The sequence below is a fragment of the Paraburkholderia sp. BR10937 genome (assembly GCF_040965695.1).
GTDB lineage: Bacteria > Pseudomonadota > Gammaproteobacteria > Burkholderiales > Burkholderiaceae > Paraburkholderia.
In genome coordinates, this window is record NZ_JBFRCL010000007.1 from 111,294 (window position 1) to 134,538 (window position 23,245).

The following is a 23,245-nucleotide window of genomic DNA, read 5'->3' on the forward strand; positions in this document are numbered from 1 at the left end:
CTCGTCGAATTAGCTGACAAATACCCGACAAAATCGCCGATTTCGCGCGCAAAAATGCGCGTTTCGCCTGCGGTCACACGTTCTGTTACATCTGGTGCATAAGCCTTAACAAATCCGTGAGCATGGAAACAAGCCCGCCGGATACAGTGCCCTGCATGGGACAGCGCTAAACGCTGCGGTATCAAAGCGCCAAATCCCAGCGACAGGAGAACAACGATGACGACGCGCACACCTACGATCACCCAGTTTCGGCGCACCTCGCGCCGCACGCTGTTTGCGCTCGCCGCGCTCGCGGCGCTGAACCTCGCCGCCGCGCCCGCGGTGTTCGCGCAGGCGGCGCCGCCCGACGCCGCGACCGCTCCCGCTGCCACGGGCGGCGATCCGCCGAGCCGCGTCGCGCGTCTGGACTACATGGCCGGCGCCGTGACCACCGAGCCGGCCGGCGCCAGCGACTGGTCGTACGCGCAGCTGAACCGCCCGCTCACGACCGGCGACCAGCTCTGGAACGACGCCAATGGGCGCTCGGAACTGCACATCGGCTCGACGGCGGTGCGCCTCGGCGCGCAAACGAGCCTCGACGTCCTCAATCTCGACGATCAAACCGCGCAGCTCAAGATCGCGCAGGGCACGCTCTCGACGCGTGTGCGCGAAGTGCCGCCCGGCAGTTCGTATGAAATCGACACGCCGAACCTCGCACTCGGCGTGACGAGCCCCGGCGACTATCGCGTGGATGTGGCACCCGACGGCAGCAGCACGACCGTCACCGTGCGTAACGGGAGCGTGACCGTGTACGGCGAAAACGGTCAGACGCCGATGACGGCCGGCCAGCAGATCCGCTTCGCCGGCACCGACCTGCAGCAGGTGGCGAGCGACCAGACGCCGCCGCCGGACGCCTTCGACCAGTGGGGGCTCGCGCGCGACGCCGCCGAGGACCGCTCGGTCTCGGCGCGCTACGTCTCGCGCGACGTCCCGGGCTACCAGGACCTCGACAACAACGGCACGTGGCGCAACGATCCGCAGTACGGCGAAGTCTGGACGCCGAACTCGGTGCCCACGGGCTGGGCGCCGTATCACGACGGCCACTGGGTCTGGCAGGCGCCGTGGGGCTGGACCTGGGTCGATGACGCGCCCTGGGGCTTCGCGCCGTACCACTATGGACGCTGGGCTTACGTCGACGACTCGTGGGCATGGGTGCCGGGGCCGATCGTCGAGAGCGCGCCGCCCGTCTATGCGCCGGCGCTGGTCGCGTTCGTGGGCGGCGGAGACGGCGGCACGGACTGGGGTGTCAACCTCGCGGTAGGCGGCGTCGCGGCCGCGGGCGTCGCGTGGTTCGCGCTCGGGCCGGGCGAGCCGTGGCATCCGCACTGGGGCGGCTGGAGCCCGCACTACTACGAGCGCGTGAACCAGACCGTCGTCGTCAACAACTACCGGCGCGACGTCAACATCACGAATATCAACGTTCACAACACCTACGTGAACTATCGCGCGCCGGGTGCAGTGACGGCGGTGCCGGCCACGGCGTTCGTCCACGGTCAGCCGGTCTCGCGGTTCGCGCAGCGTGTCGATCCGCGGCAATGGCGCAATGCGCGCATCGACCCGGGCACGCCCGGCATCGCGCCTGTGAAGGGCAGCTTCGGGCCCAATATGCGCCGCGCCGATTACCGGCCGCCCGCGACGCTCAATCAGCGCCAGGTCGTGGCCACGCGCGCGCCGGTCGCACCGCCCGCGTTCCGCGACAACCTCGCGCAGCGCTTCGCCCACACCGGCGGCACGGTGCCGGGTGCGGGCGCGCCCGTGGTGCGCGTCTCGGCGCCGTCGCATGCGCCCTCCTCGCCGTTCGCTCGGGCGGCTCAAGGCGCGTGGCCCGCGCAGAACGTGCGCGTCGTGCCGCCGCATTCACCGGTGCTCGGTGCGGCGGGCAGGCCGGCTGCCCCGCAGGCGCAAGCCGGCCGTCCGGGTATGCCCGGCGGCGCGGCCCAACCGGGCGCCGCGGCCGCCAACGCCATGCCGCGCGGCGCCGAGCATGGCCAGCCGGGCGTGCCGCCGGCCGCCGCGCAGGAACATGGCGTGCCGCGCCCGCCACAGTTTGCGGGCCGGCCCGAAGGCGGCGCGCCCGCAGCCGGCCAGCCCGGTCCGGGCGCAATGAACGCGGCGAATGTAGCGAACGCGGCGCACGGTGAAGCGCATCAGCCTGCCTGGACGCAGCCGCACGCGCCGATGGCCACGCGCGGCCAGCCGGGGGCCAACGAGGCGGGCCGGCCGCCCGCCGCCGCGATGCAGGCGCAGCGTGACGCGGCGCATGGCCAGCCGCAGCCGCAAGCGCAGCAACGGATGCCCGAGTCGGCCGCGGCGCAGCACGGCCCGCAGATGCCGCCGCAAGCCGAGGCGCGGCCGGCGCAGCAGCCCGCGGCGCGCCCCGAGTTCCATCCGCAGGCGCAAGCTCAGCCGCAGCCGCAGCCGCAGCCGCAGCCGCAGCCGCAACCGCAGCCGCAGCCGCAGCAGCGTGCTGAGGTCCGTCCGCAGCCGCAGCCCCAGCCGCGCGCCGAGGTCCGTCCGCAGCCGCAGCCCCAGCCGCGTCCGGAATTCCACCCGCAACCGCAACCGCAGCAGCGCGCGGAAGCCCGTCCGCAACCGCAGCCGCGCCCGGAATTCCATCCTCAGCCCCAGCCGCAGCAGCACGCGGAGGCCCGTCCGCAGCCGCAGCCTCAACCGCGTCCGCAGCCGCAGCCCGCGCCTCATCCGCACGAGCGCGCAAGCGGTGGCAACCACGACGATCACCACCACGGCTGATCGCCGCGCCGCCAACGAAAAAGCCCGCGAACGTCGCCATTCGCGGGCTTTTTTCATGGCGCGGTCATACCGGCCATTAACGTAGAGGCAAGCGCCTCACACCGCCATCGGCGCGGTCAGCGGCTCATGATGCCGGTAATCGACGAGCGAGAAGTCCGACGGCTCGACCTTTTCGAGCCACTGAGGCTCGTAGACGCCCGTTTTCGCATACTCGGGCACGCGCTCAGCGATGGCCAGACGCGGGCTCGCGTACGGCTCCCGGCGCAGCTGCTCGTTGAGCATATCGAGCTGGTTCTCGTAGATGTGCGCGTCGCCGATGAAGTACGTGAACCACCGCGGCGTATAACCCGTCAGCCGGCCCACGAGGTGCAGCAGCACCGCGCCTTCGGTCAGGTTGAACGGCGTGCCGAGGCCCACATCGTTGCTGCGGATATAGAGGCACAGCGAGATTTCGCGCTTCGTCGGGTTCGGCAGGAACTGGTACAGCAGGTGGCAAGCCGGCAGCGCGATCTCTTCGAGCACGGCCGGATTCCAGCCATGAAACAAAATACGCCGGTCGGCCGGGTTGCTCATGATCGTGTCGAGGCACTGGCGCAGTTGGTCCACCGCCTTGTAGAGCAGCACCTTGGGGCGGCCATCCCCGGTAAATCCTGCCACGCGCGTGTAGCCGCGCGATTGCGCGTCGGCGAGCTGTGCGACGGCGTCGGCATCGAGCACTTTGTAAGCTGGCCAGCGCCGCCATTGCACGCCGTACACGTCGCCCAGGTCGTCCGTGCCCTGGCGATACGGGTTGGCGAGCCACTGGGCGTTCTCGTTGGCGTTGGCGTCCCAGACCTTGCAGCCGAGCGCCCGGAAGTCGGCGGCGCTGCGCGAGGCGCGCAAAAATCCGATCAGCTCGCCCACGGCAGACTTGAACGCCAGCTTCTTCGTCGTCACCGCGGGGAAACCTTCCTGCAGGTCGAAGCGCAGCATGGCGCCCGGCTGGCTGATCGTGCGGATGCCGGTGCGGTTTTCCTGCCAGGTGCCGGTGTCGAGAATCGAGCGGACGAGCTCGAGATACTGTTTCATGCGCGGTTCCCTCGTCGGGCACGTGGCGCCCGGTTCGGATTCAGGATGGAAAAGAAGGATTTTACCCGGCGCGCGCGTTGCGGGTCGGCTGCGCCGAAAGCGCAAGCCCATCACACGACGGGGACAAGGGCGCAACGCCCGCAGAACGGGCTACGACGAGCCCGGGGACAGGTTCGCGGCGCAACAAGGCGCGGCGAGATGAAACGCCATGGCAATGGCCGGCAACAGCGACGGCACACGCCCCATGCGCGGAGCACGAAAGCGCCGCTCGCTTCAATCGACGTCAATCGGCCTCAAACAGCCCCACTCCGCCTCAACCGCCCGAAGCCAGGCCGCCCGGATGCGGCGCGAGCGGCTCGCTTTCCATATGGCGCATGCCATGCGCGCACAAGAGCCGGTACAGCGTCACGCGCGAGATGCCGAGCTCCTGGGCGGCGTCGCCAAGGCGGCCGCGGTGGCGCAGCAGCGCGAGTTCGATGGCCTGGCGCTCGGCGGCTTCACGCGCCTGGGCGAGCGAGACCGGCACCACCTCGACGTAGTCGCCGAGTTCGAGATCGCGCGCCGTGATCGCACGGCCCTCCGACATCACAATGGCGCGCCGCACGCGGTTGATCAACTCGCGCACGTTGCCGGGCCAGCTGTAGTTGTGCAGGGCGGCGATGGCGTCGGGCGAAAAGCCGCGCAGGCGCCGGCTGCCGTCCTTCTTGAAGCGCTCGAGCATGTGCCGCGCGAGCAGCTCGATGTCCTTGCCGCGCGCGCGCAGCGGCGGCTCGTCGATCTGCAGCACGCACAGACGGTGATACAAATCCTGGCGAAAGCGCCCTTCCACCATCGCCGCGCGCATGTCGACGTGCGTGGCCGAGATGATGCGCACGTCCACGGGAATCGACTGATGACCGCCCAGGCGCTCGATCTTGCCTTCCTGCAGGAAGCGCAGCAGGCTCGCCTGGCTTTCCATGGGCAGGTCGCCGATTTCGTCGAGAAAGAGCGTGCCGCCGTTGGCCGATTCGACCCGGCCGACCTTGCGCTGGCTCGCGCCCGTGAACGCGCCGCGCTCGTAGCCGAACAGCTCGGACTGCAGCAGGTGCGGGGGAATGGCGCCGCAGTTGATCGGCACGAACGGCGCGCTGCGGCGCGCCGAGCGCTCGTGGATCGCCACAGCCGTGAGTTCCTTGCCCGTGCCCGACTCGCCCGAGATGAACACCGGCGCATCGGTCAGCGCGACCTTGCGGATCGAGCGGAACAGCGCCAGCATCGCCTCGCACGAGCCGACCATTTCGCCCTCGGTGCCGCCCGTGGTGTCGTTCGAGGCGACTTCGCCAAGCGAAACCATGCCATACGCATGGCCGACGGAATCGACGATCCGGTCGCCGTTCCAGGGGACCGTTACGTAATCGAAACAGTAATCGCGCACCAGACGGCGCAGCGTGGCGTCCTGCAACTGCCCCGTCGTGGTCGCCGCGACCCAGCCGACGTTGGGCAGCGTGAGGCAAGGCTCGAACGAGCCGATTTCGTGCAGATGGAATTCACTTGAAAGATCGAGCAGCCCGCCCGCAGGCATACCCGCACGGAGGGCGCGCCGCGCGTCCCGCGCGTTGCCGACGATCTCCACCTGCCAGCCACGCTCGTGGAACCGCTCGTTCAACGCTTCGACCGGTTTTCGCGTCACGTACACCAATTGCCGCGTTGCAGGTTCCATTATTCAGATCCTCTTGCCAACACCATCGTTTGGGAATGACGGCACGCACCTGAATGTACAGACACGCAGCAAAAAGCGACTTTCGCGTACCTGAAAAAACAGTGAACGCGCATGCTTTTGCTGACAGTGAATCCCCGAGTTGTGGCGTGTGTGTCAACTTGCCCAGTTGCGGGCGTTTTCTTTTAGGCAATACGGCTTTTTCTGAAGCTTACTATAGCCTCGTGGCACTTGGATAGAATTTATGCGGCAGGAATGGATAAGGGACCGATGGAAATGTTTCCACCACTTTCCCGGCATTTTGTCAGTGCAGAAATAATTACGGATGTTTCCTTTCTCTCAATAGTTAAGCGCCTCACGCGCAAACGTTCTCCTTTGAAACCCATATCGCATTCCAAACGGGTTTAAACGGCCTCACGTTTCAGCGCTGAAACATTTTGGCGAATATCCGCCATTCAAATTTTGCAGAGAATAGTGCGGTTCGAAGCGTATCAATGGATTGCGGGCGATGGCACACGTTTCGCTAAATGTCTCGCACCAGGAGATACGCCATGCGACTCAACATCCAGCAGGTCCGGCGCAGTGTCATCGGCTACGGCAGTGCATGCGCCGCCATGCTCGTTCCCGCCGCCCTCCTCGTCCTCTCGCCCGGTGCTCGCGCACAGTCGGTGGATGATGCGCCTGGCGCGCGAGGCGCAGTTGCCAGCGTCGCCAACGCCGCCCCGGATGTCGTTCCTGCAACACCTGCGGCACTCGTTCCCGCCGCGCTCGCAGTGAGCGCGCCGGCCGGCAATGCCCCCTCGACCGCCACGGACCCGGCCGGCACTACGGCCGCCAGCGCCCACGCCCCGGCCGACCCCGTCACCTTTGGCAACGACGGTGTCTTCGCGGGCATCGGCTCGCTCGACGACCAGACGCTTGCGCGCCAGCGCGGCGGCGCCGTCGGCATGGTGATGGTGGCCGCCACCCCGCAACTGATGCGCGGCAACAACAACGTGACGCTCTGGGACGAAATCGCACCGCCCGCACCGCTGCCGATCCCCGTCGACGCGACCCAGAACGCGCAGGGCAACCTCGCGAGCTACACGAGAAAGTAACGATGAGATAGCACCCGCGCCGCTTGCGGCGCGGTGTCCTGGTTCGCTGCGAACACGCGCAGCCGGGACGAAAGGGCCGGACCAGGCGCCGATGCGCCGACTCCGGCCAGGAGGAGACCAGCATGAGAGCACGCAACTCGACGCGCGGCGCCAGCCGCCGGTCGGCCCAGGTCGCCGCCGCCCTGTGCGGCTTGCTGGCCGCGAGCGTCACGGCGGGCGTGGCCGCCCAGCAGGTCACGAACCCCGGCGACGTCATCGTCGAACGTGACATCACGCCACGCAGCGCTTTCGACAATGTGCCGAAGAGTCAGGACCCGGTGCTCGTGCGCGCGACGACCTTCCCCAAGAACAGCTTCGACCCGGCGATGGCGACGCTCGTCACCGACACGGATCTCACCAACGCGCACGGCTCGAGCGGCGTGAACGCAAACGGCGCATTGAGCGCGCAAACCGCCGGCGTCCAGGCGCTCACGCGCATTCTCACGGGCAGCGCGACGGGCTCGAACGTGGCGGCCGGTGCCGGCGCGAGCGCCGGCGTCGGTGCCGGCCTCGGCGGCACGATTTCCTCGACGATCACAGGCGCGCTCGCCCCGCTCACGGGCGCCATGGGAGGCATGAAATGAGCCGTTCGATCCATACGTCACGCACGTTGCTCACGGCGCTTTCCGGCGCGCTCGCCTGCGCGGCGCTCGCCTTCGCGAGCGCCGCGCAGGCCCAGGTAAGCGTCGGCGCGACGGCGAGCATCGCCCCGGGCGCCGCCACGTCGACCACCGGCGCGCTCACGGTGAACGAGACCGCGGGCATCGACAACGCGCAGGCCAACCAGCTGACGATCACGACCGGCAACGTGTCGATCAACGTGAACGGCGACGAGCAGCTCGCCAGCGTCACGGCGCAGCTCAAGGGCGCAAGCGCGACGATTGGTGCAGGTGCTTTTGCAAACACGAACGGCGCAATGATGGTGAATCAGTCGGCGGGCGTGGGCAATGTCCAGCGCAACACTGCTCTCATCAGCAGTGGTGCGATTGGTGTAGCGGCGGTCTCGGACGGGGAACTGTCCGCGGCGGCTGCTCAAAACGGCGGTCATGGGCAAACGGCCCAGGCAGGGGGCATTCGTGAGGTACGCATCGACAATGCGGCATTCAGGAATGCGACGGGCCTCGTGCAGGTGAACCAGACGGCCGGCGCCGGTAACGCTACGGCAAACAGTTTTGTGCTCCGTCCCCCGGCGGGCACTCTTTTTTAACTGACCACTCAGTATCGGAGCGAAATCATGAAGCGCACCCTCATAGCAGCGGCAGTTCTTGCGTCGGCGGCAGGTTCCGCCCACGCAGCCAATTCGGCGTATCTCTTTAACGCCACAGGCGTCACCCAATACGTCGGCATCGAAGGTTTCGTCACGCTGTTCGGCTGCGTCTCGGTTTCGAGCACCGCCGGCGCCGTCATCAACAACAACCAGACCACCGGTGGCGGCACGCTTCTGCCGCAAGCGCAAAGCTACAACAGCGGCAAGATCACCACGACAGTGAACAACACCACGTGGAGCGTGACGGGCACAGGCAGCAATTCCTTCTCGAAGTCCTCGAGCTCGAGCGAGTCGAGCAGTTCGTCTTCGTCGAGCAGTTCGTCGCATTCGCATCAAGTCAATGCGTCGAACTCGAAGAGCTCGTCGAGCAACTCGAGCTTCAGCAAGACCTTCAACGCAAGCGCGAGCGCCGACTATCACGTCGCGACCGACAATGGCAGCACACATGACCACACGACTGCCAGCACCTATAGCGACACGGGCAGCGCGGCCCTTGGCACGAGCTACAGCAGCGTAGGCAACAACACGTCGACGAAGTCGCAGAGCGGCAATGGCAGCCTCCAGGCCAACGCATCGTGGTCGCACACCGGCAACCACAAGAACGGCTCGGCCGGCATCAACCTCAGCGGCTCGGAAAGCACGTCGCACACGACGACCAACTCGCATAACAACAGCGACACGACGAACGTCGGCGCGGCCTGGTCCGTGAACAACAACAAGAATACGAGCAACAGCTCGACGACCGCCAATACGGCTCATGCTGACGGCACGGCCAGCGCCGCGCTTTCGACGAGCGTAAACGGCACGAGCGAAAAGTCGAAGAACTCGTCGAGCACGTACGCTTCCATGTACAGCTCGTCGAGCTCCAGCTCGGATTCGCATAGCCACTCGTCGTCGCGCAGCTCGAGCTCGAGCAAGAGCTGGGGCTACAACGTGAGCGACTCGCTCAACACCGTCGACGAGCACACCACCGGCTCCGTCACGCAGCATATCAACACACAACAGGCGGGCACGCTCGACGCCAACACCGGCAGCGGCGCAGCAACCGGCGTGACGGGCAACCTCGGCGTGAACATCGCGGAAGGCATCAACAACGCGCAAAGCAACGATGTCGCGCTCGCTTCTGTCGACATGGGCAACGTGTTCGGCAACGCGCAGATCTTCAACAATCAGGCGTCCAGCGGTAGCGCCCACGTGAAGAACTTCAACCTGAACGCGTCGGTCGGCGACGGCTCGCTCGCCAACGTATCGGGCAACGTCGGCGTGAACGTCGCATCGGGCATCGGCAACGCGCAGAACAACAGCCTCGCCGGCTCGGTGACGACGGCAACCCCGGGTGCCTACTCGACGGTTGCCATGGTCGCGACGGATAACAGCTCGCAGAACGCCAACATGTCGGCAGTCGGCCAGTTCCAGGGTACGGCCAGCCTCGGCGCCAATACGCTCACCGGGGCGCAAGGCAACATCGGCGTGAACATTGCCGGCGGCATCGGCAACCTGCAGCACAACGGCATGGCAATCGCCGCGATGAACAACGGCCACTAAGCACGGCTGGCAGCACTGCAGGAACTGGGCTCGCCCCAGGCAGAAAACGCAGCAAGCAACGCGCGCCGGCTGTCCCACCGCAGCCGGCGCGCATACCAGAAGGTAGGAGACCACCATGTCCGGGCCCGTATCGACCCCGGCATCAAGGATGTTTGTCGTCGCGCTGACGCTCTCGGCCAGCGCAGCCCTTGTGCCTGTGCATGCGCAGCAGTCGACGCTCGACGCGACCCACCTCATCGGCGTGCCGGTGAAGCTGCCGCTGCACTCGATGCGGGACCTGCGCTATCGCAGCATCGTCAGCCAGCAGTATGACTACAGCTGCGGCGCCGCCGCACTCGCCACACTGCTCAAGTATGGCTACGGCATCGACATCCCCGAACCTGAGCTGATCCGTCAGATGATGGTGTTCTCCACGCCCGAGGTGGTCGTCAAGAACGGCTTCTCCATGCTCGACATGAAGAAGTTCGTCGAGACGATCGGCTTGCGCGGCCGCGGTTTTCGCGTCAATACCGACGCGCTCTACCACCTGCAGATTCCCGTGCTGGTGCTCATGAACATCGATGGCTATGAGCACTTCGTGATCGTCAAGCACGCCGAGAACGGCCGCATCTTCATTGCGGACCCCGCGCTCGGCAACCGTATCGTCGCCGAAGACGACTTCGCCAAAACATGGAACGGACTCGTCTTCGCGGTGCTCGGCAAACCGTTCCTGGAGGACTCCCCGCTGTTGCAGAACAACGAGTCGCTCGCGCTCAAGCTGCGTGAACAAGCCTTGCTCAATGGCACTGCGGCGACTCCCTTCTTCGAATACGGCCTCGATAAGGCCGTCATGTTCTGAAGTCCGAAGAATCATGAAACGCAACCTCTCACAGTGTGGCATCGCGGCAGCCGTCTCCGCGCTCGCCTGCGCTTTTTCGAGCGGTGCGCTAGCGGCTGAAGGCATCGGCTTGCCGCAACCGATGCCGGCGTTTCTCTCGAACGCCGACGCGCAGGCGCAAGGCATCCGCTGCGAAGCCGTCGGCGACGACGTGCTCGCGCACCAGACCGGCAAATATGCCGGCAGCGACATGATTTCCGGGTTCGTTCTGAACCTGCTTTCTCAATGGCAATTGCCAAACGGCGCGACCGCAGTCGCGCAAGGCGCGCTCGCGGTCGCCCAGAACGCGGCCAACCAGGTGAGCGCGCAGGTGAAGACCTATGCAACCGTGATCGACCCGACGCAGGGCGGGACCACGGGCGCAAACAGCGGCGCCAACCCGAACGCGACGGCCACCGGCGGCCAGAACGTCTCGGTCAACGGCGTCTCGCAGATCACCCAGGTGGCCGGCAACGGCAATACGGGCGCCAATGCCGCAACCATCTCCTATGACAACCACGCGCCGCAGCTCGCCAGTCTGCCAGGCGCGGCCAACCAGCCGAGCGCGTCGGCATCGAACGCGACCGGCAGCATAAGAGCGGGCATCTCGTTCGGCAGTAACGGCGTCAACGTGACGCTGCAGACGCCGGCGGGCATCGCCACGCAGAACATCATGCCGGGCAACGCGCAACAGGCCGGCGCGATCGCCCAGCTACTCCAGGTCGCAGGCAACAACCAGCAGGTCGCCAACCAGCTGCAACTGAGTCTGCAGACGCAGCAGATGACGTCGCAAATGATCCGGCAGACCGGCGTATTACAGGCGCTGCGAAATCTCCACTAACCGAGGGCTCGGAACGAGACGTACCAGCAAAGGAGACCACCACGCGGGCAAGGCCCCGCGCGAGAAGCAGCACCTTGAATGAGGAGCATCGATGTGCGCGGGCGTAGAACCAGGGGGTTCCGCCGGGCGCCCGCATTCGATCCCGGGGGAAGAACAATGAAGATGATGTCCAGGGCGGCCGCGCCACACGTGTCGCTGGCCGCCATTCCAGCAGCCGTTCTACTATTCGCGCTCTCGCAGTCCGCCCACGCGCAGGCGCTACAAAGCCAGTCGATCGAAGACCGCCTGAATACGCTCATGCGCGTGGTCGACGAGCAGCAGCGGCAAATCCAGTCACTCGAGCGCCAGGTGACGAACCTCGAAATGGCGCAACGCGGTCGCGGCATGCCGGGCGCGGGTGCGCCCGACGCTGCGTCCGACGCGACGGTCGCCGAACAGCCGGGCGCAGACGGTCTGCCTGTGCCCCTGCCGCCGCTTGCCCAGGCGCTGCCGGGCGCGACTGCGCCGGGTGCGCTCACCGGCACGGCCACGGGCGTGCCGGTGAACCCGCCCTCGCCCGACGCGGGCGCGACCAATGGCGCGACCGGCAGCTCAGCCGCGAGCGGGCCGCAGCAGGGCGCGCCGGTTGGCGTGAACCCGAACAACCCGACCGTGGGCGAGACGCAAAAGAGCGCCGAGCCGGCGCGCACGCAAGCCGAAGAAGCGGTCGTGCAGCGCGAGCACGCGCCGCTCTTCGACCACAAGCTGACGTTGGACTGGGGCATCAGCGACAGTTACTACGATCGCCGCCAGCTGCAGCTTTCAGGCTTTCTCGCCCTCGACGCGATCTTCCTCGGCAACATCAATCTGGGGCAGACCAAGTCGCACACGATCACCGCCGACCTCGACACGCGCTACGGCCTCACCGACCGCATGAGCATCGATGTGGACGTGCCTTACGTCTACCGGCACAGCACCTTCATCGTCGGTGGCGCGGGCGGCTCGGCCAGCACGCTCACGGATGCGTCGGTCAATTCGAACTCGATCGGCGACGTGAACTTCGGGATCTACTACCAGTTCCTGAAGGAAACCAACAACATTCCCGACGTGGTCGGCAGCCTGCGCGTGAAGACGGACACCGGCACCTCGCCGTTCGGCATCAAGGTTCAGCAGATCACGCCCGACAACACCAATCTCGTCGCTCCCAGCAAGCTGCCCACGGGCACGGGCTTCTGGAACGTCACGGCCGGCATCTCGGTGCTGAAGACCTACGACCCGGTGGTGCTGTTCGGCAGCTTCTCGTACACGTACAACATCTCGCGCTCGTTCGCCGACATCTCCTCGGTGATCGGGCAGACCGAGCCTGCCGAAGTGAAGCTCGGCGATATCATCCAGTTCGGCGGCGGCGTCGCGCTCGCCTTCTCGGACAAGGACTCGGCAAGCATTTCGTACACCATGGCCATCGAGCCGCAGTCGAAGACCAAGTCGCCGGGCGGCACCTGGACCGGCGTGCCGGGCAGCGAGACGACGGCCTCGGTGCTCAACTTCGGCCTGAATCACGTGGTCAACAAGCACCTGACGATCAACGGCGCGGTGTCCATCGGGCTCACGCCCGATGCACCGAACTTCGTCGTCGGCGTGCGTTTCCCTTACACCTTCTGATGACATGAGGCCGATCGTGCGCGAATCCTCACATCTGGGCGCCACTGTGACACCGCTCGCCGGAGCCGGGCAGCGTCTCGCCGTGGGCGGACCGCCGCTCGCCGACGATGTCCCCGACGCCGGCCGCGCGCGCGATGCGAAGCCCGAGGCGAGTCTCGAGCGCACCTTGCTGTATGTCGCGCGCACGCCCGACCCGCTGCTGTGCGCTTACCTCAAGAGCCGCGGCTGGGAAATCGCGACCGCGCGCACGGTGCACGAGGCCTCGCGCCTTGTGAAGCCGGAGGCGGCCTATGCCGGCATCGTCGATCTCACGGGTTTCGCGCCGCGCGAGTTCGCGGGCCTCGAGACGATCCTGCGGCTGCAACAGGTGGGATGGATCGCGCTCACCGACGATTCGCGCCTCACCGACGCCGAGGTGCGGCGCCTGATCCGCCACTACTGTTTCGACTACGTGCACGTGCCCGTCGCGCATGCGACGCTCGACTACCTCGTGGGCCACGCGTTCGGTATGGTGTCGCTTTGCGATCTCGACACGCCGGCCGCCGCCGCGAGCCAGGACGAAGACGAAATGGTCGGCACCTGCGAAGCGATGCAGCAGCTCTTTCGCACGATCCGCAAGGTGGCCAACACCGACGCCACGGTGTTCATCTCGGGCGAATCGGGCACCGGCAAGGAACTCACGGCGCTCGCGATCCACGAGCGCTCCGCGCGGCGCAAGGCGACCTTCGTGCCGATCAACTGCGGCGCGATCCCGCATCATCTTCTGCAATCCGAACTGTTCGGCTACGAGCGCGGTGCGTTCACAGGTGCGAACCAGCGCAAGATCGGGCGCGTCGAATCGGCCAACGGCGGGACGCTCTTTCTCGACGAAATCGGTGACCTGCCGCTGGAAAGCCAGGCAAGCCTGCTGCGCTTTTTGCAGGAAGGCAAGATCGAACGCCTGGGCGGCCACGAGCAGATTCCCGTGGACGTGCGCATCATCTCGGCCACGCACGTCGATCTCGAGGCGGCCATGCGCGACGGACGCTTTCGCGCCGACCTCTTTCACCGCCTGTGCGTGCTGCGCGTGGACGAGCCGCCGCTGCGCGCGCGCGGCAAGGACATCGAGATTCTCGCGCACCACGTGCTGCACAAGTTCAAGCAGGACAGCGCGCGCCGCATCCGCGGCTTCACGCCTGACGCCATCGAGGCCCTGTACAACTACAACTGGCCAGGCAACGTGCGCGAACTCATCAACCGCGTGCGCCGCGCGATCGTGATGGCCGAAAGCAAGCTGATCTCGGCGGAGGATCTCGATCTCGCGCACTTCACCGCGCAGCAGACCGTCTCGCTCGCGCAGGCGCGCGAGGCCGCGGAGCGTCGCGCGATCGAGGCGGCGCTGCTGCGGCACCGGCACCGGCTCACGGAAGCCGCGGCGGACCTGGGCATCTCGCGCGTGACGCTTTACCGGCTGATGGGCACGCACGGCCTGCGTGACGAAAAGACGTTCTTTGGCGGCGAAGCGGAGAACCAGGCGGAATTGCCGCCCGACGGGCAGGACTGAAACAGCCGATCGCGTGGAGGAAGCGCGCCGGGGCGCCCGGCGCGCTCAGGTAGAATCGCTGCGAACAGCTTACAACCTCGCACCTCTACCCTTTCGATGACGACGCTCACCCTCATCGTCGCGCGCGCCCGCAACGGCGTGATCGGCCGCGACAACGCGCTGCCCTGGCGGCTCCCCGAAGACCTCGCGTTCTTCAAGCGCACCACCATGGGCGCGCCCATCATCATGGGCCGCAAAACCCACGAATCGATCGGCCGCGCCTTGCCGGGCCGCCGCAACATCGTCGTGACGCGCGACGCGGGCAAGCGCTTTCCCGGCTGCGACACCGCCACGAGCCTCGACGAGGCGCTCGCGCTCGCGGCCCAGGACCAGGCGCCCACGGCGTTCCTGATCGGCGGCGCACAGCTCTACGGCGAAGGGCTCGGGCTCGCGCACGAACTCGTGGTGACGGAAATCTCCGCGGACTTCGAGGGCGACGCCACCTTCCCCGCACCCGACCCCGACGTGTGGCAGGAAACGTCGCGCGAGACGCTGCATGCGCATGCGCCGAACGACTTCGATTTCGCGTTCGTGCGGTACGTGCGGCGGGATTGATCGACGGGGCGCGCAGCGCGACACCCCAAAAGCAAAACGGCACGCCAGGGCGTGCCGTTTTTCATCGAGCCAGCGCAGAAGGCGTTAAACGGCGCTTACTGCCCCGCCACCGTCATCCGCTCGATCAGCACCGAACCGGTCTGACGCGTGCCGCGCGCGAGCGTATCCGCGCCCACGGCGACGATATGGTGGAACATCTCCTGCAGCGTGGACGCCACCGTGATTTCCTCCACCGGGTACTGGATCTTGCCGTTCTCCACCCAGAAGCCCGACGCGCCGCGCGAATAGTCGCCCGTCACGAAATTCACGCCCTGCCCCATCAGTTCGGTCAGCAACAGGCCCGTGCCGAGCTTTCTCAGCATCTCCTCGAAGTCGTCCTCGGGCTTCGTGAGCGAGCTCTGGAACTGCAGGTTGTGCGAGCCGCCGGCGTTGCCCGTGGTCTGCATGCCGAGCTTGCGCGCCGAATACGACGACAGGAAATAGCCCTGCACGATGCCGTCCTTCACGACTTCGCGGCGCTGCGTGCGCACGCCCTCTTCGTCGAACGGCGCGCTGCCGGCCGCGCGCGGCACATGCGGGTCCTCGACGATCTGGATGTGCGGCGCGAACACCGGCTTGCCGAGGCTGTCGACGAGGAACGACGTCTTGCGATACAGCGCGCCGCCGCTCACGGCCTGCACGAACGCGCCGAGCAGGCCCGCGGCGAGCGGCGCCTCGAACAGCACCGGCACCTTGCGCGTGTCGAGGCTGCGCGCGTTCAGGCGCGAAAGCGCACGTTCGGCCGCATAGCGCCCGACGGCTTCGGGGGACGCCAGCTCGGCCGCGCTGCGCCGCGAGGTGTACCAGTCGTCGCGCTGCATGTTGCGGCCGACGCCGGCGATAGGCGCACACGAAACGTAGTGGCGCGAGTACGGATAGCCGTGCATGAAGCCGCCCGAGGTGGCGAGCACGAACTGCGAATGCTGTGCCGACACGCTTGCGCCTTCGGAGTTCTTCACGCGCGGGTCGACGGCGAACGCCGCGTCTTCGGCGCGGCGCGCGATTTCCACGGCCTCGTCGGCGGAGAGATTCCACGGGTGATAGAGGTCGAGGTCGCGCGGCGCGGTTTCGAGCAGATCGCGTTCGGCGAGGCCCGCGCAGTCGTCGTCGGCGGTGAAGCGCGCGATGTTGTACGCGGCCGCCACCGTGTCCTTGAGCGCCTGCGGCGAAAAATCCGAGGTGCTCGCGTTGCCGCGCTTGTTGCCGATATAGACGGTCACGCCGACCATCTTGTCGCGGTTGTGCTCGATCGTCTCGACCTCGCCGCGCCGCACCGAAACGGACAAACCGTCGCCTTCGGAGATCTCGGTCGCGGCGTCACTCGCGCCGAGCGCGCTGGCGTGCCGCAGGATGTCCGAAGCAATCTCCTTCAGCTCGTCCTGGGTGTGCGGGAAAAAGCGTTGCCGGGCTTCGATGTCTGCTGCCATTGTCGTTACGGTCCGGTATTGGGCCGGTGCGGCCCGCTGATGTCGTGTTTCGCTGGTGTCGGTTCAGGTGCTTCGGAACGCGCTGCGTTCGCAAAGCGCGTCCCGCGATCATAGCAAGGTATGTGAACACGCATCACAGGCGCTTTCGCCGCCTGGTCCCTCGCACCAACCGCCGCGCCAACTGCCGCACCAACGCCCGCCCCGACATCGGGCCGCCGGCGCCGCCGTCCGCCGCCTTCCAGCCCGAGTCGCACGCGCGCGCACGCTACAATACGCCCCATGAAACGCAAAACCCGCATTCAACCGATGAACGACGCTGTCGCCGAGCAGGACGACAACGGCTACGATCGCCCGAGCAAATCGCAGCTCAAGCGCGACATGGAAGCGCTCCAGGAACTCGGCCAGGCCCTCGTGGAACTGCCCAAGGACGCCCTCAAGCGCATGCCGATGACCGAAGACCTCGCGGACGCCGTCCACGAGTGCCGCCGCATCACCGACCACGAAGGCCGTCGCCGCCAGCTCCAGTACGTGGGCCGCATGATGCGCGGCCTGACCGAAGCCGAAGTCGCCGCGCTGCGCACGAAGCTCGACGAGCACCGCGGCGTGAACAAGGCCGCCACGGCGCGCCTGCACTGGATCGAGCGCACGCGCGACAAGCTGCTCGCGGACGACGCCGCGCTCACCGAATTCATCCGCCAGCACCCCGCGGCCGACCCGCAGGAAGGCCGCACGCTGATCCGCAACGCGCGCCGCGAGCAGGAGCAAAGCAAGCCGCCCAAGTCCTTCCGTGAGCTGTTCCAGTGGATCAAGGACGCGAGCGCCCAGGGCGCCGACGAGGGCGAAGACCACGAAGACGAGCGTGCCGACGAGGACCGCGAAGATGACGAAGCCTGAGCGCAGCCATCCTGACGAACTCGTGATCGGCCTCGTGTCGGTCAGCGACCGCGCGACGAGCGGCGTCTACGAGGACAAGGGCATTCCGTCGCTGATGGAGTGGCTCGGCAACGCGCTGAAAACGCCGTGGCGCGCCGAAACGCGCCTGATCCACGACGACGCGGCGACGATCTCGGCGACGCTCACGGCGCTCGTGGACGGCCTCGGTTGCGACCTCGTGTTGACGACGGGCGGCACCGGCCCGGCGCGCCGCGACGTGACGCCCGAGGCGACGCTTGCGGTGGCGACGAAGGAAATGCCGGGCTTTGGCGAGCAGATGCGCCAGATCAGCCTGAATTTCGTGCCGACGGCCATTCTGTCGCGCCAGGTTGCCGTGATCCGTGAAAACGACGACCACGCGGCGCTCATCATCAACCTGCCGGGGCAGCCGAAGTCGATCAAGGAAACGCTGGAAGGCCTGCGCGACGATCAGGGCGCCGTGAAGGTGCCGGGTATTTTTGCTGCGGTGCCGTATTGCATCGACCTGATCGGCGGCCCGTATATCGAAACCGATCCGAACGTCGTGGCGGCATTCCGGCCTAAAAACGCGCAGCGGGCGCCGCGCGCTTAATACTCGAACTTCAGCGATTGCGCAGCAGCAGCGGCAGAACCGCTGCTGCTGCGTATCTCAACGGCGCTCAGAGCGCCGGACCGGCCTCGCCCGCGGCCATGTCGGGCACGATGCCCGGCGCCGGAACGAGGAAGTGCTCGCGGTAGTACTTGAGTTCGTCGATCGACTCGTGGATGTCGGCGAGCGCCGTATGCATCGCGCGCTTCTGGAAACCCTTGTAGATGGTTGGCTGCCAGCGGCGGCACAGCTCCTTGAGCGTGCTCACGTCGAGGTTGCGGTAGTGGAAGAAGCGCTCGAGCGTGGGCATCCAGCGCGCCATGAAGCGGCGGTCCTGGCAGATCGAGTTGCCGCACATCGGCGACTTGCCCGGCGGCACGTATTGCGAAAGGAACGCCATGATCTGCTCCGTCGCGGTGTCTTCCGTGACCGTCGAGGCGCGCACGCGCTCGGTGAGGCCCGAGCGGCCGTGCGTGTTGCGGTTCCATTCGTCCATGCGGTCGAGCACCGTCTCCGGCTGATGGATGGCCAGCACGGGGCCTTCCACGAGCTTGTCGAGCGTCGAGTTCGTCACCACCACGGCGATCTCGATGATGCGGTCGTTGTCGGGATCGAGGCCCGTCATTTCCATATCGAGCCAGATCAGGTTCATGTCGGTGCGCTCGATAGTCGGCGCGCCGGCAGCGGTAATGTCAGTCATGAAAGGCAACCCGGAGAGCGTTGGTGGCGCGGCGCGTGCGCGGCATCGACAGGATGCGATGCCCGGCCGGCGAGAACATATAATTGTCGCATAGATACCACGGACTTCCTGGATGCCTAATCTGTCCCCCTCCCCTGCGCTGTACTTCAGCGTGCTCTTCGTCGTGGGCGTGCTCGCCATGGTCGCGACCAAGCTCTGGCTCGCGTCGCGCCAGATCCGCTTCGTGGCCGCTCACCGCGGCGCGGTGCCCGCGCAGTTCACCGCCACCATTCCGCTCGCCGCGCACCAGCGCGCCGCCGACTACACGGTCGCGCGCACGCGCCTCGGCATGATCGAGATCGTGCTCGGCGCCGTGGTGCTGATCGCGCTCACGCTGCTCGGCGGCGTGCAGGCGCTCGATCTCGGCATCTCTGATGCGATCGGGCGCGAATATGTGGGCCAGATCGCGCTGATCGGAGCCGTGCTCGCCATCTCCGGCCTGGTCGAGCTGCCGCTCGACTACTACCGCCAGTTCGTGGTCGAGGAGCGCTTCGGCTTCAATCGCATGACGAGGCGCATCTTCATCATGGACCGCATCAAGGGGCTCCTGATCGGCGCCGCGTTCGGCATTCCGCTGCTGTTCGTCGTGCTCTGGCTCATGAAGCAGGCGGGCAGCCTCTGGTGGCTCTGGACGTGGGCCGTATGGGTCGCCTTCCAGATGCTCGTGCTGGTGCTCTACCCCACCTTCATCGCGCCGCTCTTCAACAAGTTCGAACCGCTGCGCGATGAAGCGCTGCGCTCGCGCATCGAGGCGCTCATGCAGCGCTGCGGCTTTGCGGCCAAGGGCCTGTTCGTGATGGACGGCAGCCGCCGTTCCGCGCACGGCAACGCCTATTTCACGGGTTTTGGCGCGTCCAAGCGCATCGTGTTCTTCGATACGCTGCTCGCGCGCCTCTCCGGCAGCGAGATCGAGGCCGTGCTCGCGCACGAACTCGGCCACTTCAAGCGCCGTCACGTGATCAAGCGCATGGTCGTCACCTTCGCGATCAGCCTCGCGCTGCTCGCCCTGCTCGGCTGGCTCTCGCAGCGCGTGTGGTTCTACGAGGGTCTCGGCGTGCGGCCGTCGCTGCTCGGCGGCAACGAAGGGCTCGCGCTCGTGCTGTTCTTCCTCGCCGTGCCCGTATTCCTGTTCTTCGTCACGCCGCTTGGCAGCCTCTCCTCGCGCAAGCACGAGTTCGAGGCCGACGCCTTCGCCGCCACGCAAACCGACGCGCAGCATCTCGTCAACGCGCTCGTGAAGCTCTACGAGGACAACGCGTCGACGCTCACGCCCGACCCGCTCTATACCGCGTTCTACTACTCGCATCCGCCGGCTTCGCAGCGGATCGACCGACTGCTCGCGCACGCATGAACCGGCGCGCAACCAAAGCCGCCGGCAACGCAAAAGCTGCAGGCGCCACGCTGCACGGCGTGGTGATCGCCGCCCACGGGCGCCACTATCTCGTCGCGCCCGACGGCGGCGGCGCGCACCTGCAGTGCTTCCCGCGCGGCAAGAAGAGCGAGGTCGCGGTGGGCGACCGCGTCGAGTATCAGTCGACTTCCGCCGACCAGGGCGTGATCGTCGCGATCGGCGAGCGGCGCAACCTGCTCTATCGCTCCGACCAGTTCAAGTCGAAGCTCTTCGCGGCGAACCTCGACCAGTTGCTGATCGTGCTCGCCACCGAGCCGCACTTCAGCGAGGACCTGCTCGGGCGCGCGCTCGTGGCCGCCGAGGCCAACGACCTCAAGCCGCTCATCGTGCTCAACAAGATCGACGTCGAAGCCGCGCTGCCGCTCGCGCGCCAGCGCCTCGAGCGCTATCGCGCGCTGGGCTATACGGTGCTGGAGGTGTCGGTGAAGGGCCGCCCCGAGGAGGCGCACGCGACGCTGGCCGAGCATCTGCACGGCCATCAGACGATCCTGCTCGGCCAGTCGGGCATGGGCAAGTCGACGCTCGTGAACCTGCTGATTCCCGACGCCGAAGCGGCCACGCGCGAGATTTCGACGGCGCTCAATAGCGGCCGCCACACCACGACGTTCACGCGGCTCTACATGCTGCCCGAGGGCGGCGCGCTGATCGACTCGCCGGGCTTCCAGGAGTTCGGCCTCTATCACCTGACCGAAGGCAAGCTGGAGCGCGCGTTCCCCGAGTTCCGGCCACTGCTCGCGCACTGCCGCTTCTACAACTGCCATCACCTGCACGAGCCGGGCTGCGCGATTCTGCAAGCCGTCGACGACGGCCGCATCGCGCCCGAGCGCCAGGCGCTCTACGCGCAGCTCATCCACGAGATCAGCCAGGTCGTGCGCTGACGCGCCGCCTGCCCCCCAAGGCCCTATGCTCAAGCTCGCGCGCGCGCCGAATCTGCTGATCGCCCAGCACTGGATGAACATCCTGGCGACGGCGGGCGTGCCCTGCGAGCTGCACAACCGCTACCTGAGCGGCGCGATGGGTGAGATTCCGGCCGAGCAGTGCGCGCCCGAACTCTGGCTCGTCGACGAGCGCGACGAAAAGCTCGCCCGGCGCCTGATCGACGAAGCGGTGAGCGGCCCGCCGCCGGGCTCGCCGACGTGGCGCTGCGCGCGCTGCGGCGAGGTGCTCGAAGCGCAGTTCACCGTGTGCTGGAATTGCGGACGCGATCGCGACGTGCGCGACGAGTGACGTCAGGTGCTGCCCCAAACGAAAATGGGCCGCTGGAAGCGGCCCATTTGCATTTTTACGGCTCAGCGCTGCGCTGCGGCGCTCAGAGCCAGACGGCGATCGTCAGCATGAGCAGCAGGATCATCCACAGGATCACGGCGCGCCACACGAGGCCCACGGCCGATTGCAGCGTGCGCGGCGTGCAGTCGTCGCCCACTGTGTACGGACCGCCCTCGCCCGGCTGCGCGAGCGCATCGACGCTGGACTGCTCGGCGAGCGGGCCCGACAGGCGCGCGCCCAGCGCGCCGCTGCCGGTGGCGAGCAGCACGCCTTCGTTGGTGTCGGGCCACTGGTTCGTGTGGTTGCGCCAGGCGTAGATCGCGTCCTCGAAGTTGCCGACGATCGCAAAACCCAGCGACGTGAGCCGCGCCGGCACCCAGTCGATCACGAAGAACACATGCTGCGCGAAGTTCGAGAACGCCTCGGTGCGGTCCTCGGCCGGACGCGCCCATTCGCGCGCGAGGTATTCGGCGATGCGGTACAGCACGGCGCCCGCGGGCCCGATCGGCACGAGAAACCAGAAGAACACGCCGAACACGTGCCGGTGCGAGGCGATCACCGCGTGAATGAGCGTGTGGCGCACGATCTCGCTCACGGGCATGTCCACGGCGTCGATGCCGGTCCATTCCTGGAGGATTTCACGCGCGCGCGGCACGTCGTCGTTGTTCAGCGCGAGATGGATGTCGGTGAAATAGTGGCTGAACTGGCGGAAGCCGAGCGTGAAGTACACGATCACCACGTTCCACAGGAACGCCAGCACGAAGCTGATGTGATACAGCACGTAGTAGACGAGCGCCGTGGCGAGCGTCCACGGCAGCACGACCACGAGCCATGCGATGAGGCCATGCTTCTGCTTGCCGGCGTCGAAGCCGTGAGCGGCCCACTCCGCATTGAGGCGCACGAGCGCCATGACCGGATTATTGGGCGACAGCGCCCGCACCTGTTCGATGACGAGAGCCAGCAATACGGAAAAGAAGGTCATGCGACGCGCCGTGCAGATCGGGTTGCAAAAGGGGTTTTTTGAAAGTGTTGCAACGATATCACAGGGCCAGATGTGCCTGACCATCGCCGGCAATTCGGGCGGCAAACTCGCAACAGTGCACGGCGGCGCTTGCACGCGCCGCCAGACGTGTTACGCGAGCAGGAAGCGGTAGAAGTTGCGCAGCATGCCCGCCGTCGCCCCCCAGATGAAGTGCGAGGACCCGACGCCGGAAGCGATCACGGGTTCGGGCACGTTGAGGTCCGGCGAATGGCGGTCCGGATACGGCATCGCATAAAAGCGCCGCTCGCCGCCTTCCCAACGGAACACGCGCACCTGGTGATGCACCGGGTTCATGAGAAAGCTGAGCGGCACCTCGAAGATGCTCGCCACTTCGAGCGAGTCCGCCGCGAGACTGAACGGCTCGTGCACGAGACCGACCACGGGCGTGACCTTGAAGCCCGTGCCGGTGAGGTAGTCGGGCAACGCGCCGAGCACCTCGACGCGCGCGGGGTCGAGGTTCACTTCCTCGTGCGCTTCGCGCAGCGCGGCGGCGATGGGCGTGGGGTCGGAAGGTTCGCGGCTGCCGCCGGGAAAGCTCACCTGGCCCGCGTGATTGCTGAGGTTGTCGGCGCGCTGGGTGAGCAGCACGGTCAGGCCGCCCGGGCGCATGGCGATGGGCATCAGCACGGCGGCCTCGCGCGGATCGCGCATCTCGAACAGACGGGCTTCCTGGGGTTCGGGGTCCCACGGCAGGCGCTGCTCGAAACGCGTGCGCAAGCCGGCGGCGGTCAGGCGTTCCGCGGCCACCTGCGGAAGGCTCGCGCCCGTCGATTCGATCGGCAGGCTTTCGGGTTCAAATACTGGGCGGATCAACGGGCGTCCCGGATTACACGTACACGAGAT

21 protein-coding genes are annotated in these 23,245 nt (G+C 66.8%); 15 read left to right on the forward strand and 6 right to left on the reverse strand.

All coding sequences use genetic code 11. The annotated features are described in order from the left end of the window. Positions 1 to 216 precede the first annotated feature (216 nt). Positions 217 to 2,790, forward strand: coding sequence for a DUF6600 domain-containing protein (locus AB4Y44_RS08335; protein WP_368699206.1), 2,574 nt, complete (start codon positions 217 to 219; stop codon positions 2,788 to 2,790). Positions 2,791 to 2,886: 96 nt separating this feature from the next. Here the strand turns inward: AB4Y44_RS08335 and AB4Y44_RS08340 are convergent, their stop codons facing one another. Next, the gene (locus tag AB4Y44_RS08340; protein WP_368699207.1) at positions 2,887 to 3,858 is read right to left on the reverse strand and encodes a thymidylate synthase; all 972 of its coding nucleotides are present in this window, start codon (positions 3,856 to 3,858) and stop codon (positions 2,887 to 2,889) included. 313 nt (positions 3,859 to 4,171) lie between these two features. Next, complete coding sequence (locus AB4Y44_RS08345; RefSeq protein WP_342921819.1) at positions 4,172 to 5,557, reverse strand: sigma 54-interacting transcriptional regulator; 1,386 nt, start codon at positions 5,555 to 5,557, stop codon at positions 4,172 to 4,174. Between the two features lie 548 nt (positions 5,558 to 6,105). Here AB4Y44_RS08345 and AB4Y44_RS08350 point away from each other — a divergent pair. The 9 genes from AB4Y44_RS08350 (at position 6,106) to AB4Y44_RS08390 (ending at position 14,977) form a co-directional block, all read left to right on the forward strand. Continuing rightward, positions 6,106 to 6,651, forward strand: coding sequence for a hypothetical protein (locus AB4Y44_RS08350; protein ID WP_368699208.1), 546 nt, complete (start codon positions 6,106 to 6,108; stop codon positions 6,649 to 6,651). Positions 6,652 to 6,773: 122 nt separating this feature from the next. After that, positions 6,774 to 7,274: a hypothetical protein gene (locus AB4Y44_RS08355; RefSeq protein ID WP_342921817.1), complete on the forward strand. Its 501-nt coding sequence runs from the start codon at positions 6,774 to 6,776 to the stop codon at positions 7,272 to 7,274. Beyond that, positions 7,271 to 7,897, forward strand: a complete 627-nt coding sequence (locus AB4Y44_RS08360; RefSeq protein WP_368699209.1) for a hypothetical protein — start codon at positions 7,271 to 7,273, stop codon at positions 7,895 to 7,897. Before AB4Y44_RS08355 ends, AB4Y44_RS08360 begins: the two co-directional genes overlap by 4 nt. A gap of 27 nt (positions 7,898 to 7,924) precedes the next feature. Beyond that, positions 7,925 to 9,502 carry a cell wall anchor protein gene (locus AB4Y44_RS08365; RefSeq protein WP_342921815.1) on the forward strand — a complete coding sequence of 526 codons (1,578 nt, stop codon included), beginning with the start codon at positions 7,925 to 7,927 and terminating at the stop codon, positions 9,500 to 9,502. Between the two features lie 148 nt (positions 9,503 to 9,650). Next, positions 9,651 to 10,340, forward strand: coding sequence for a C39 family peptidase (locus AB4Y44_RS08370; protein ID WP_342921955.1), 690 nt, complete (start codon positions 9,651 to 9,653; stop codon positions 10,338 to 10,340). A 13-nt stretch (positions 10,341 to 10,353) separates the two neighbouring features. Continuing rightward, a complete protein-coding gene (locus AB4Y44_RS08375; RefSeq protein ID WP_342921814.1) occupies positions 10,354 to 11,199 on the forward strand; it encodes a peptidase C39 in 846 nt (281 codons plus the stop codon). A gap of 156 nt (positions 11,200 to 11,355) precedes the next feature. Next, a complete protein-coding gene (locus AB4Y44_RS08380; protein ID WP_368699210.1) occupies positions 11,356 to 12,840 on the forward strand; it encodes a hypothetical protein in 1,485 nt (494 codons plus the stop codon). Positions 12,841 to 12,856: 16 nt separating this feature from the next. Further along, complete coding sequence (locus AB4Y44_RS08385) at positions 12,857 to 14,383, forward strand: sigma 54-interacting transcriptional regulator (protein WP_368699211.1); 1,527 nt, start codon at positions 12,857 to 12,859, stop codon at positions 14,381 to 14,383. Positions 14,384 to 14,479: 96 nt separating this feature from the next. After that, positions 14,480 to 14,977, forward strand: a complete 498-nt coding sequence (locus AB4Y44_RS08390; protein ID WP_342921811.1) for a dihydrofolate reductase — start codon at positions 14,480 to 14,482, stop codon at positions 14,975 to 14,977. A 95-nt stretch (positions 14,978 to 15,072) separates the two neighbouring features. Here AB4Y44_RS08390 and pmbA read toward each other — a convergent pair whose 3' ends face one another. Then, the gene (gene pmbA, locus AB4Y44_RS08395; RefSeq protein ID WP_342921810.1) at positions 15,073 to 16,443 is read right to left on the reverse strand and encodes a metalloprotease PmbA; all 1,371 of its coding nucleotides are present in this window, start codon (positions 16,441 to 16,443) and stop codon (positions 15,073 to 15,075) included. Positions 16,444 to 16,722: 279 nt separating this feature from the next. On the opposite strand from pmbA, the gene yjgA reads away from it, so the two are divergent. Further along, complete coding sequence (gene yjgA, locus AB4Y44_RS08400; protein ID WP_368699212.1) at positions 16,723 to 17,337, forward strand: ribosome biogenesis factor YjgA; 615 nt, start codon at positions 16,723 to 16,725, stop codon at positions 17,335 to 17,337. After that, positions 17,324 to 17,947, forward strand: coding sequence for a molybdopterin adenylyltransferase (gene mog, locus AB4Y44_RS08405; protein WP_324161639.1), 624 nt, complete (start codon positions 17,324 to 17,326; stop codon positions 17,945 to 17,947). Before yjgA ends, mog begins: the two co-directional genes overlap by 14 nt. Before the next feature lie 67 nt (positions 17,948 to 18,014). Here mog and orn read toward each other — a convergent pair whose 3' ends face one another. Then, positions 18,015 to 18,644, reverse strand: a complete 630-nt coding sequence (gene orn / locus AB4Y44_RS08410) for an oligoribonuclease (protein WP_368699213.1) — start codon at positions 18,642 to 18,644, stop codon at positions 18,015 to 18,017. Positions 18,645 to 18,756: 112 nt separating this feature from the next. Here orn and AB4Y44_RS08415 point away from each other — a divergent pair, with 112 nt between their 5' ends. Genes AB4Y44_RS08415 through AB4Y44_RS08425 form a run of 3 tightly spaced genes read left to right on the forward strand, consistent with a single transcriptional unit; the run spans position 18,757 to position 21,321 of the window. Next, positions 18,757 to 20,034, forward strand: a complete 1,278-nt coding sequence (locus AB4Y44_RS08415) for a M48 family metallopeptidase (protein ID WP_368694180.1) — start codon at positions 18,757 to 18,759, stop codon at positions 20,032 to 20,034. After that, the gene (rsgA, locus tag AB4Y44_RS08420) at positions 20,031 to 20,972 is read left to right on the forward strand and encodes a ribosome small subunit-dependent GTPase A (protein WP_368699214.1); all 942 of its coding nucleotides are present in this window, start codon (positions 20,031 to 20,033) and stop codon (positions 20,970 to 20,972) included. Before AB4Y44_RS08415 ends, rsgA begins: the two co-directional genes overlap by 4 nt. A 25-nt stretch (positions 20,973 to 20,997) precedes the next feature. Continuing rightward, positions 20,998 to 21,321: a DUF2007 domain-containing protein gene (locus AB4Y44_RS08425; protein ID WP_368699215.1), complete on the forward strand. Its 324-nt coding sequence runs from the start codon at positions 20,998 to 21,000 to the stop codon at positions 21,319 to 21,321. An 82-nt stretch (positions 21,322 to 21,403) separates the two neighbouring features. Here the strand turns inward: AB4Y44_RS08425 and AB4Y44_RS08430 are convergent, their stop codons facing one another. Both AB4Y44_RS08430 and AB4Y44_RS08435 read right to left on the reverse strand, forming a co-directional pair. Then, positions 21,404 to 22,342, reverse strand: a complete 939-nt coding sequence (locus AB4Y44_RS08430) for a CobD/CbiB family protein (protein ID WP_342921804.1) — start codon at positions 22,340 to 22,342, stop codon at positions 21,404 to 21,406. Between the two features lie 150 nt (positions 22,343 to 22,492). Then, positions 22,493 to 23,215 (reverse strand): CoA pyrophosphatase, encoded by a 723-nt coding sequence (locus tag AB4Y44_RS08435; protein ID WP_342921803.1) that lies wholly within the window; start codon positions 23,213 to 23,215, stop codon positions 22,493 to 22,495. Positions 23,216 to 23,245: the final 30 nt, after the last annotated feature.